This window comes from Maribacter litoralis (genome assembly GCF_902506355.1).
Taxonomy (GTDB): domain Bacteria; phylum Bacteroidota; class Bacteroidia; order Flavobacteriales; family Flavobacteriaceae; genus Maribacter; species Maribacter litoralis.
This window is the reverse complement of the sequence record NZ_LR733271.1, coordinates 4331126-4342982: the sequence shown is the minus strand read 5'-3', so window position 1 is coordinate 4342982 and position 11857 is coordinate 4331126. Positions and strand designations below refer to the sequence as shown.

The window sequence follows — 11857 nt, the reverse complement described above, 5'->3', positions numbered from 1 at the left end:
TACAAACTATAGCGGATACATGACAAAAAAAATGGGCAGATTCATTTAACTGCCCATTTATAAATTACTTTTTAAAGCTTAAGAAGCGTTGACTACCCCAAGAGTATACAATTGTTCCAATGTGGGTGATTCACTACCACCGGCAGGTTCTAAAGTAATACCGAATGCTTCAGATTCGTTCGGGTTGTTCAATGCAAATACCTTGTTTTCATCCGTTGCAAAATCTTCTAGTAGCCCCATACTGGTAGGGGTAAGCGGTGAAAGTTTAAGAGACCATACTTGGTATACAAAATCATCTGGTGGTTCTGGTAGACCTTTTGCATCTATAAAAACCTTTTCTTCCTTTTTGTTCCAATAAGCTTTGGCATATGATGTTGGTGAAATCTCTTGTCCGCCTAACGAAATAACACTTATATCTTTATCACGTAAGGTGTTCAATAATTCTTGTGTTTGTTCTAAAGAAGAGTCGGTATCAGCAATTTGTTGTTCTAAATCTATGTTTTGCTTTTCTACAACTTCAATATCAGATTTAAGTTCTTGATTTTGCTGGTACATATAAAATAGGCCCACGGCAAGTAAAACAGATGCGGCCCAACCAATGTAAGATAAGAATGGCGAACTAGGTTTTTCATTCATATCCACCACCTTAACATCACCATTTATGCTACTCATCAATGCTTTAAATGAATAATTATACCCTGGTGAAGCTTTTTTGGACAATTCTAATATAGAAGCCTCTATCTCTTCGATTTCCTTCTTAATTTCTGGATATTCTTTGGCATATTCGGCAATTTCCAGATTTTCTTTTTCTGAAAGAGTACCGGCTATATAAACCTCCAAAATTCCCGATGCTATGTATTTTTCTACATCCATACTATCTTACGGCCATATTCTCCCTTAATTGGGAAATGCAACTTCTATTTCTTGTTTTTACAGTGCCTAGGGGAATTTCTAATTCTTCTGCAGCATCTTTTTGTGTATATCCTCTAAAGTATAACAGTTCAATGATCTGAACACATTTTTGCTTTAAATTTTTAACGAGTTTTCTCAACCCCTTGGTATCTACAGTAGAATTTTCTTCTTCTTCCTTGTGCTGTAAAATATTTACGAAGTAATCAGCAGAAAGGTTCTTTTTATTATTTTTATACGACCTACTGCGTAATTCATCGATAGCTGCATTTCTTGCAATGTTCAAAATCCATGTAAAGAATCTGCCCTTTGAAGCGTTGTAACTTTCACAGTTATTCCAAATTTTTATAAAAACATCTTGACAAATTTCTTGGGCTAGTGCGTCATCTTTAACTATGGTGTTGATAACCCCGCAGATATTTTCGCTATACATATCGTATAGCTTTTCGAAAGCCATAGTGTCTTTCTTTTTGAACTGATGAACCAAAAGGTCTAATTGCATATTAAATATTTTGTAGCGGTTAAAAATAAAAAAAGCTGTTCGAAGAACAGCTTTTATAAATATTAATATTAACCCTATTGAATAATACCTGCACAACTAACGCGTGCACCGGCTGCACCACTAGGTTGAGAAGTATAATCATCAACACCTTGGTGTACAATCACCCCCTTGCCCAATATGTTTTTATTTTCATCATCACAGCCTATACACCATTCATCTGTTTCAAATTCCACTTTTGCATTACCATCCGCATCAGCATTGAAATTACCTATATCACCTTTGTGATACCCTTCACTTGCGCCCCATTTACCATGAGGTTCATTGGTTGGGTTCCAGTGTCCGCCTGCAGAAGAACCATCAGCAGCAGAACAATCGGCGGTTTGGTGAATATGAATGGCATGCTCGCCTTCACTTAAACCAGATAGCATGGCTACCATTTCTACCTCGTCATCATCTTGGGTAAAGATTACTTCGCCTTTTACATTACTACCACTCTTAGGCTCTAGCATGAATCTAACAACGGTTTCATCATCATCCATTTCATTTTCTGCCTCGTCCATTAATTCTTCAACTTCTTCTTTCGCTTCAGAACCTTCTTTTTTTACCTCTTTGCAACTAAAGACAGCTAACAATGCCAATAGTGCTAATTCAACTCTTAATATTTTCATGTTATTCCTTTTTTAGTGTGAAAGAACAAATTAGCCAATAAAATAACTATTATCAAGTAGTTATGTGCATAGAGCACTATTTTTAATCTATTGTGATAAAAAAAGAGGTGCGATAACGCACCTCTTATATTCTAACATTTAAATTGAAATTATTTTTTTGCCAATAGCACTTCTGCTTTTACGGCAACTTCACTCCAAGTTTTGCTAACACCATCTTTACCTGTGTGTAAAATTTCACAAGCTTTATTGATAGAGGCAACAGCATCTAAAGCATTCCAATTTTCTAATTCCATAACACCATTAAAGATAATTTTGCTATCACCATCCATTTCATAGGAAAGAGGAATATTCTGAGTTTCTCCGTTTAAGGTAACATCCATAGAGCTTTTATCGCCTTCAACTTTAACTACACCCGAAATTAACTCGGTATCTTTTAATACACCAAAGAAAAACTCTAGGAGTTTAGGGTCTCTGGTTCCTGTAGGGTCGTTGGTAAATAAACTGCTTACAGGTATACTGAATTCCGTACCGTTTAAAGCCTCTAATGGAGTGGCACCGCTATTGGTGTTAGAAAAGTTAATTTCTTGAAACTTGCCTCCAACAGGTAACTTTTCGGTAGTCTTGTAAGCGGTAAAACTTACCTTGGTAGAATCTTGAACAAGGCTATACATTTCAGTTGCTTCGGCTGTAGCTTCAACACTTTTAGAATCCTCACCCTTTTTAGCCTCTTTACAACTTGCGAAAACGATCATTAACGCACTAGCGAAAGTCAATGCTATTTTTTTCATAATAATGTAGTTTGTTTATGGTATAAATTTAGTTCTTCTTTTTAAAAATGCCTCGTAGATCGGTGTTATAAAATACCCCAATTTGCAGGCGGTCGAAGTTAGCCCCTGTAAAGTGATTTTTTAGGTACCCGAACTGCATGCTCAAATCTTCGGTAACATTAACTCCAAGTGCGGCGTAGGCACGGTTTTGACCAAAAGCACTGTCTTGTAGGTTTATGAATATTTCGTCATAAAAATTCAAGAAAAATATATCGGTTAGGGGCAAGGTCATTTGTATTCTATACCGTGCTCTGTTTAATGTGTTGGTTTCACCCGTGTAATTATTTTGAACAAAGCGTTGCTCTAAACGATAGCGATGCTCAAACTTAAATTCCCACACCTTGTTTTTAAGAATGAATTGCTCAAAAATTCGATGTTCGGATATGGAATTGTTTCGCACTAAGTTATTACTGCTAATTTCATCGAACTCGGTAAAAGTGGGGTCGGTATCAATGAAGCCGTAGCCCAGAGTAGCGATCGCATCAGGATTTATATGATAGTTTAAACCCGTACGCAGTAAAGTTTGGTTAAAATTAGATGCCATTTCATAGTATCGAAACTGCGCCTCGGTATGTATACTCCATCTATCGGCTATTTTGTTGGTGCCAAAATACATGAACCAACTGCCGAAATCATCTTCTCCCGTTAATTCACTTTGAGCATTTGTACTTAAAATTGATGTTAGTAATACCAGTGCAGTAATAACTTTCTTCATTCCTTGTTTTCTTGATTTTTAATTTAAATTAAATACTTCTGTTTCTTTAAAGGGAGATAAATCTAAGCTTTTCATATTGTTTTGATAATCTACCCATTCTTTTGCGAAGAAAGCGTTTGTTTTTTGTAGTGCAGCGTCTAGGTCGTCTTTGGCAAATTGCATCAGTTGTTTTTCTGTAGCTGTCATGCCCGTTTTTCTTGATCCTACGTAGCGTCTTGCAACTTGTATACGCTGCATTACCGTCATTTCTTTACTACGTGTAATACCTTGTCGCTTATCTACCTTTCCTAAATAAATAGCGGTTACTGAATCTATTTGTTTAATGATATCTTTAGAAGCTTTTATCTGCTCCTTGTACTTTTTATCACCTTCTTTTTTAAGATCCTTTTGAAATTTTTCAGCAGTTTCTTTGCTCTTGGCCAATTGCTGTACGGCATCTGCTGCAGTTTGCATGTAAGATTCCAATACTTTACCATTGGCATAGGCTTCATTGATCGCTACCTGAGAAACTTCTAAGCGTGGGTCTGATTTCACCATAATTGTAGTTTCTTCTTTCAAATCACCATAAAGCATCTTTATCGTGTATGTACCAGGTTTTACTTCTAACCCGCCAGACTCTCTCTTTTTGGTCTGTACTTTTCTAGAAGGTCTATCGGCACCTTTTTCGTCCATTCCCCAATAAATTCTATGGAATCCTGCTTTTTCTGGAGTCTTATATTTTAAAGTGCGTATCAATCGTTCTCCATCATAAAAATCGAACTGGACGGAGTCTTTCTTTTGAACTCCCGTTAGTTCTATACTATCCTTCTTTTCTTCTATTTTTTCTTCGGATGCGTCTTTCTTTTTACCTTTTGCAGGCTTACCCTTTTTTGTAGCTTTTTTACCTTCTTTTAAATAGTAGGTAATCATAGCCCCAGATTTTCTATTCTCACCTTGGTACAGGGCATCTGCCCCAAAACGACTACCTGTAGGCTGTTGGTATGAAGCCTGATATGCCGTTGGCGGTGTAAATAATTCTATTTCCTTATTTAGAATAGAAGCATCTGATGCCAAAGCCCGTAACGGACGAATATCATCTAACACCCATGCAGCCCTACCAAATGTGCCGATTACCAAATCGTGCTCCCTTGGGTGAATGGCTAAATCTTTTGTGGATACCGTTGGGAAACCTTCGGTCCATTTTTGCCACTTCTCACCGGCATTGAAAGAAACATATAATCCATCATCGGTACCTAAAAACATTAAATTAGGATTTTCAGGGTCTTCAATAATAGATAAGGTGTAGCTCTCAACATCTGTGGCATCAACAATTCTTGTCCAGCTTTTACCATAATCTTTAGTGCGGTATGCATACGGAGTGTAATTAAATCTTCTATAATCGTTAGCGATTAAAAGTGCTTCCCCTTTATTGCGGGTAGATGCTTTTATTTGTGGAATCCAACTTCCTTTTGGTAAGCCTTTAATATTTGCGGTTACTTCTGTCCATGTTCCGCCACCGTTTTGAGTGTAATGAACTCTGCCATCATCGGTACCTACCCAAAGCATATCTTTTTCAACTTTAGAAGGTTCTATTACCAATATAGTTGTATGATTTTCTGCGCCTGTGGCATCCATAGATAAACCACCACTTTCGCTTTGCTTTTGCTTTTCAGGATCATTGGTTGTTAAATCTGGAGAGATTACCTTCCAAGTTAACGCCTTATCTGTACTCTTGTGTACAAACTGGCTCCCAAAGTACACGGTACTGGTATCAAAAGGATCTTGGCTAATTGCCGAGTTCCAGTTAAAACGTAGTTCTGTCGTAGCATCCGGTGGGGTAGGGCGTACAATATAATTGTCACCTGTTACATGATCAAAACGTTGCACGTTACCTTGCTGACTCATGGTATATCCATATCTAGAATCTACAGGATCGGGAACAACATCAAAACCATCACCAAAACTAATTTCTTGCCAATAGCTATTACGAATTCCCTGTGCTTTCCAAACATAGGCAGGACCTCTCCAGCTTCCATTATCTTGCATTCCGCCATACACATTATAAGGGAATTCGTTATCTACGGCAATATGATAAAACTGTGCAACGGGTAAATTACCCACAAAACGCCATGTTTTTCCGCCATCTTTAGAAATATTGAGTCCGCCATCATTACCGTCCATCATAAACTGTCCGTTTTCTGGGTGAATCCAAAATGCGTGGTGATCAGGGTGTACACCATTATCGGCACGGTAAGCAGGCATCAATTGCGTAAAGTTTTTACCGCCATCTTGCGAAACGTTCACATATGTAAATACAGAGAAAACTCTATTCTCATTTTCTGGATCTACGTAGATTTCAGAGTAGTAGAAAGGTCTATTTCCAATATCGCTTTTATCATTTACTTTTTTCCATTTGAATCCGCCATCTTCAGATTTGTATAGCGCATTCTTTTTTGCTTCAACTAAAGCATAAATAATATCGGGCTTTCCAGGAGCAATGGCTACACCAATTCTTCCTAAATCACCTGCAGGTAGACCATCTTCTTCTGTCAGTTTTTTCCAATTCTTACCGCCATCATGGGTCATATATAGACCGCTACCTGAGCCACCGGAATTAAAGAACCAAGGTTCACGCTTGTGTTCCCACATGGCAGCGATCAATTTATTTGGGTTGGTAGGATCCATAATAAGATCCGCCACTCCCGTTTTATTATTTACGAAAAGCACTTTTTCCCAAGTCTCGCCACCATCGGTAGTTTTAAACACTCCGCGTTCTGGGTGTTCTCCCCAAGGAGATCCAATAGCACCCACATACACAGTATTCGGATTCATTGGGTCGATTTTTATTCTATGGATATGTCTGGTTTTTTCAAGACCCATAGATTTCCAAGTCTTACCGCCATCAAGAGATTTGTAAACTCCGTAGCCACCATTAAGACTATTACGAGGATTACCTTCTCCAGTACCGGCCCAAATAACGGACGGATTACTTTGTTGAATAGCAACCGCACCAATGGAAGCAGTGACTTCTTTATCAAAAATAGGTTCCCATTTTACCCCGCCTGATGTAGATTTCCACAATCCACCAGAAGCGGTACCCACATACATAATATCTGGATTGTTATTAACGACATCAATGGCAGTTACACGACCGCTCATACCACCAGGACCGATGTTACGGGGTTTTAGGTCTTGAGCTAAGGCCATTTTAAATTCTTGTGCAGTAACGAAAACAGATGCGAAAAGCATCAACAGGGAGAGTAATCTTCTTGTCATTTGAGTGGTTTGTTAGTTATGTGCTTAAAAATAGCTGAAAAGAAAAGGAAGTATTCTTAAAAGGATGTTAACAGTGTTTGGTTTTGAAGAATCCGTAATCCTTTAACACTTTTTCGTTGCTCGTTCTTCGTTGCTCGTTCTTCGTTGATTTCAGTTTCAGTTTTCAGTGAGCCGTGTCAGTGTTCAGTTTGCAGTTTACAATACGTCATTGCGAGGTACGAAGCAATCTGTCAATATAGAACACCAATAGTTCTTGACTGCGCTCGAACGGACAACGGACAACGAACAGCCAACAACGAACAACCAACAACCAATCAACGAACCTCAAAAATTCCAAACAACTCCTTCCCCTGTCTTGGTGCTATCGAATTATAACAGGGATCAAAAGTGATCGTTTTAAAATATGGTGATAAGTATTTGGTATACAGTTCTTTGCTTCCTCCAAAAGGGCGCTTTTCCATGTCATTAGTAAGTGGGAAATTGAACCAGAGTCCGGCTAATTTTCCTTTTGGTTTTAGTAGACTTGCCATGTGCTTGGCATAGGCACTTCTATTTTCATCAATCGGAACAAAAGAGCAGAAAAAGGTTTGTTCTATAATTAAATCGAACTGTCCGCTGAATTCAAAAAAATCAGATTGATGCATGTTCTCCTTCGGAAAATCGGGGTTTCTTTTTTTAAATTCTTGTAGCGGAATTATAGAGATATCAAGAATGTGGGTATTGACAAATCCTGCTTTCCAAAGGTACTCGGCTTCGTAAGCGTTTCCGGCGCCCGGTATTAAAATCTGAATTGATTTATCCGTTAATTGATCGGCATATTCTTTAATTGGGGTAGACGGGTAACCAATATCCCAACCTGTATTATTATTCTTATACCGTTCTGTCCAATAAAGCTCTTCTTCTTTCAAGGTAAAATAGTATTTGCTGGTACAGTAAATTTAATCCAATTTTAGCCAATTTCTACCATCTATGTAGAATTGAATACCATTGATCATAGATTCATTGCCGTAGATAAATCAAATACTTATCTTTCGTATCTACTAAATACCAACTACTTAAACATATGAAATACTCTTTTTTATCGGTAATGGCAGTATGCCTTACGTATGTATGTTCAGCACAGACACAACCAAAGTGGGCACGTTACCCGGCTATTTCTCCCAACGGCGAAACCATTGCATTCACTTATAAGGGAAACTTATTTACGGTACCTGCAAACGGTGGCGTAGCAAAGCAGTTAACCTATCACTCCGCACATGATTACTCTCCGGTTTGGAGCAAGAATGGTGAGAAAATAGCATTCTCTTCCAACAGGTATGGCAATTTTGATGTGTATATTATGGATGCCAAGGGCGGACCATCAACAAGGTTGACCTATCATAGTAATGATGAAAAGCCATTTAGCTTTTCGGCAGATGATCAAGAAGTATTGTTTGGTGCCATGAGGTTAGACGCTGCCGAGCATCGACAATACCCTACGGGATCACAGCCAGAATTGTATGGTGTTCCTGTAACAGGAGGCAGAGTTGGTCAGGTGCTGACCGTTCCGGCAGAAGATGTGCAAGTAAATGCTGACGGTACAAAAATGGTATATCATGATAGAAAAGGCTACGAAGACGTTTTTAGAAAGCATCATACATCTGCCATAACCAGAGATATTTGGCTGTATGATCCATCCACAGGAAAGCACAAGCAGCTAACTACATTCGGTGGAGAAGACCGTAATCCGGTATTTTCTAAAGATGGCAGTGCCATTTACTATTTAAGCGAACAAGAAGGTTCTTTTAATGTTTTTTATATGGATGTGGACAATACGTCTAATATTAAGACTCTTACTAATTTTACAACACACCCTGTGCGTTCTTTGAGTATGGGTAATGGTATTTTGGCATTTGGTTATGATGGAGAAATTTATACGCTAAAAGCAGGTGAAGGTGCTAAGAAGGTAGAAATAATAGTTAGAACGCAAGAAGATAGTAATCCTATATCATATAAATCGGTTAATGGTGGTGTTCAAGAAATGGATGTAGCACCTAACGGTAAGGAAATTGCATTTATTAGTAGGGGAGAAGTATTCGTGACCTCGGTAGACGGATCTTTGACCAAACGTATTACCAACACCCCAGAACAAGAACGTTTTGTAAAATTTATGCCCGACGGTAAATCGGTTGCCTATTCAAGCGAACGCAATGGCAAGTGGAGTATTTTTAAATCATCAAAAGTACGTTCAGAAGAACCTTATTTCTTTGCATCTACCTTAATAAAAGAAGATACATTGGTGACCTCGAAAAATGATATCTATCTGCCAGAATTTTCTCCTGATAGCACTTATGTGGCATACATGGAAGATCGACGAACGTTGAAGGTCAAGAACCTAAAGACCAAAGAGGTGACTACGTTATTGACACCAGATGAAGTTATACATATGCGAGACGGAGACCAGTATTATCAATGGAGTCCAGATAGTAAGTGGTTATTGATAGATTGGAGTGTTTCGTTGAATAATACCGAGTTGCTTTTGATTTCTAAAGAAGGTAAGCAACGTAAAAATTTGACACAAAGCGGTTATTATGAGTTTTATCCTAAATGGATAAATGACGGTAGCCAGATTATGTATTTTACGAATCGTGACGGACTTAAAAGTTATGCCACCAGTGGCTCTTTTGAAACCGATGTGTATACCATGTTCTTGACCCAAGAATCGTGGGACAAGTTCAATAAAACAAAAGAAGAATTTGATCTTTTAAAAATGATAGAAGAGTCTTCAAAAGAGGACAAGGAAGAAGATGGTACCGACAATAAAAAGAAGAAGAATAAAAAGAAGGAAGAACCAGAAGTAACATCTGTCACCTTCGATTTAGAAGATGTAGATCGCAGAAAAGCCCGCTTAACCATACACTCTTCTAAGCTATCTGATGCCGTACTTTCAAAGGATGGAGAAAAATTATATTACTTGGCAAAGTTTGAAAAAAACTATAATCTTTGGGAAACGGAAATACGTACCAAGAGCACAAAAATGCTGATTCCTTTAGGTGCAAAATCTGCAAGTCTGCAGTGGGATGCTCCACAAGAAAACCTATTTCTATTGGCAGACGGTAAAATTTCTAAAATAGATATTGGCGGTAGTAAAACCAAACCTGTTAAGCTAAATGCCGAAATGGTATTAGATGCCGATGCAGAACGCAGGTATATGTTCGATCACATATGGCTAAAGACCAATGGTATTTTTTATACGGCTACCTTTCATGGTATAGATTGGGATGCTATGCGTACCGAATATGAAAAATACTTACCACATATTGGCAATGACTATGAATTCTCAGAAATGATTTCAGAAATGTTGGGCGAGCTGAATGTGAGTCACGCCGGAGGTCGTTACTCCGATAATATCGAAAATGGCGACCAGACGGCGTCATTGGGCATTTTCATGGATTACGATCATAAAGGCGACGGCATAAGAATTACCGAAGTCATTAAAGGCGGACCGTTAGATAAAGCAGGTTTTGATGTTGAGCCGGGCATGATCATTCAAAAAATCAACGGAGTAACTATTGAAAATACAGTAGATGCAGCCTTTTATTTAAACCGTATTGCAGGTGATTTTACATTGCTTGATATTGTTGATGAAAAGGGAAAGAAAAAACAACTAACCGTAAAGCCAATTTCACTTAGGGAAGAAGGTCGCCTATTGTATGACCGTTGGGTAAAGAACAACGAAAAAGAAGTATTGGCAAAAAGTAACGGCACTTTGGGTTATGTGCATATACCGGGTATGGCAGACGGACCTTACCGTACCATTTATGAAGAAATGCTGGGTAAGTTCAATGATAAAAAAGCGGTCATCATTGATACCCGCTTTAATGGCGGTGGAGACTTGGTGGCAGATTTGGCAATGTTCTTTACAGGTATACCATTTTTGTCTTATGAAACCGAAGATAGGGTTGTAGGTGGCGAACCAACCTCTCGTTGGACAAAGCCGACCTTGGCGATGTTCAATGAATCTATGTACAGCGATGGCTCTTGTTTTGCAAGTGGCTATGTAGATTTAAAAATCGGTAAAACAGTGGGTATGCCCGTACCGGGTACCTGTAGCTTTGCTGGTTGGGAGCGTTTGCCCAATGGTGGCGTATGGGGTGTTGTACCTGTAAGTGCTAAAAATAAGGCGGGCGAGTGGATGGAAAATAACGAAACCGACCCGGAAATCATTGTGAAAAACCAACCTGATGTCATCGCAAACGGTATTGATCAGCAATTGGAGAAATCTATTGAGGTGTTGATGAAAGAGGTGGAGCAGCCTTAGAATTTAGTAAATAAGAGACGATTACTATTGTACATATATATTTAAGAATATGTGCAATAGTGTACATATACAATAGTTGGCAGTAATTAGAAAAATGACGAACAAAATAGATAAGATAGAGAAAAAAGAATATGAAAATGTAGTTGAACTTTGGGAATCTTCAGTTCGAGCAACGCATCACTTCCTAAAAGAGGAAGATATTGAATATTTTAAACCACAAATTTTAAACACTTATTTAGATGCAGTCGAATTAAGATGTATAAGGAATAATGACAAAAAAATAGTTGGTTTTCTTGGAGTAGCCGACCAAAACTTGGAGATGTTATTTATTCACCCTGAATATAGAGGGAAAAGAATCGGAAAAACACTATTAGATTATTCAATTGACCACTTAGATGTAACAAAAGTTGATGTAAACGAACAGAATGAACAAGCAGTCGGATTTTACAAACATTGCGGATTTGAAACTATTAAACGCTCTGAATTGGATTCTTCCGGAAAACCTTATCCAACGTTACATATGGAATTAAAAAAGTAACTACTGCCAACACGGTGTATAAAACATAGCTAATAAGTGCTAAACCGAAAGGTTTGTGCTTATTTACAAAGACCGCCAAATTTTTAATTTGGCTTTTAAAAAATGATAAATTAAAAACAAAATATAAAAATTCGGCTCTGTGT

9 protein-coding genes are annotated in these 11857 nt (G+C 38.1%); 2 read left to right on the top strand and 7 right to left on the bottom strand.

Going from position 1 to position 11857, the window contains the following annotated elements; genetic code table 11:
• Positions 1-78 precede the first annotated feature (78 nt).
• The 7 genes from EXIGUO8A_RS18635 to EXIGUO8A_RS18605 form a co-directional block, all read right to left on the bottom strand.
• On the bottom strand, positions 79-873 hold the full coding sequence (locus tag EXIGUO8A_RS18635; RefSeq protein WP_159304341.1) for an anti-sigma factor: 795 nt from the start codon (positions 871-873) through the stop codon (positions 79-81).
• A 1-nt stretch (position 874) separates the two neighbouring features.
• Complete coding sequence (locus EXIGUO8A_RS18630) at positions 875-1411, bottom strand: RNA polymerase sigma factor (protein WP_159304340.1); 537 nt, start codon at positions 1409-1411, stop codon at positions 875-877.
• A 74-nt stretch (positions 1412-1485) separates the two neighbouring features.
• A complete protein-coding gene (locus EXIGUO8A_RS18625; protein ID WP_159304339.1) occupies positions 1486-2079 on the bottom strand; it encodes a superoxide dismutase family protein in 594 nt (197 codons plus the stop codon).
• A gap of 149 nt (positions 2080-2228) precedes the next feature.
• Positions 2229-2867 carry a YceI family protein gene (locus EXIGUO8A_RS18620; RefSeq protein ID WP_159304338.1) on the bottom strand — a complete coding sequence of 213 codons (639 nt, stop codon included), beginning with the start codon at positions 2865-2867 and terminating at the stop codon, positions 2229-2231.
• 28 nt (positions 2868-2895) lie between these two features.
• Positions 2896-3621, bottom strand: a complete 726-nt coding sequence (locus EXIGUO8A_RS18615; RefSeq protein ID WP_159304337.1) for a DUF2490 domain-containing protein — start codon at positions 3619-3621, stop codon at positions 2896-2898.
• Between the two features lie 18 nt (positions 3622-3639).
• Positions 3640-6876: a VPS10 domain-containing protein gene (locus tag EXIGUO8A_RS18610; protein ID WP_236564522.1), complete on the bottom strand. Its 3237-nt coding sequence runs from the start codon at positions 6874-6876 to the stop codon at positions 3640-3642.
• 314 nt (positions 6877-7190) lie between these two features.
• Entirely contained in the window at positions 7191-7784 is a 594-nt protein-coding gene (locus EXIGUO8A_RS18605) for a methyltransferase domain-containing protein (RefSeq protein ID WP_159304336.1), read from the bottom strand.
• 155 nt (positions 7785-7939) lie between these two features.
• Here EXIGUO8A_RS18605 and EXIGUO8A_RS18600 point away from each other — a divergent pair, with 155 nt between their 5' ends.
• Positions 7940-11176, top strand: a complete 3237-nt coding sequence (locus tag EXIGUO8A_RS18600; protein ID WP_159304335.1) for a S41 family peptidase — start codon at positions 7940-7942, stop codon at positions 11174-11176.
• Positions 11177-11252: 76 nt separating this feature from the next.
• The gene (locus tag EXIGUO8A_RS18595; protein WP_407658224.1) at positions 11253-11714 is read left to right on the top strand and encodes a GNAT family N-acetyltransferase; all 462 of its coding nucleotides are present in this window, start codon (positions 11253-11255) and stop codon (positions 11712-11714) included.
• Positions 11715-11857: the final 143 nt, after the last annotated feature.

Coding starts and splice junctions, on each gene's coding strand:
- EXIGUO8A_RS18635 (WP_159304341.1), bottom strand. CDS start 873: ATGGATGTAGAAAAATACATAGCATCGGGAATTTTGGAGGTTTATATA.
- EXIGUO8A_RS18630 (WP_159304340.1), bottom strand. CDS start 1,411: ATGCAATTAGACCTTTTGGTTCATCAGTTCAAAAAGAAAGACACTATG.
- EXIGUO8A_RS18625 (WP_159304339.1), bottom strand. CDS start 2,079: ATGAAAATATTAAGAGTTGAATTAGCACTATTGGCATTGTTAGCTGTC.
- EXIGUO8A_RS18620 (WP_159304338.1), bottom strand. CDS start 2,867: ATGAAAAAAATAGCATTGACTTTCGCTAGTGCGTTAATGATCGTTTTC.
- EXIGUO8A_RS18615 (WP_159304337.1), bottom strand. CDS start 3,621: ATGAAGAAAGTTATTACTGCACTGGTATTACTAACATCAATTTTAAGT.
- EXIGUO8A_RS18610 (WP_236564522.1), bottom strand. CDS start 6,876: ATGACAAGAAGATTACTCTCCCTGTTGATGCTTTTCGCATCTGTTTTC.
- EXIGUO8A_RS18600 (WP_159304335.1), top strand. CDS start 7,940: ATGAAATACTCTTTTTTATCGGTAATGGCAGTATGCCTTACGTATGTA.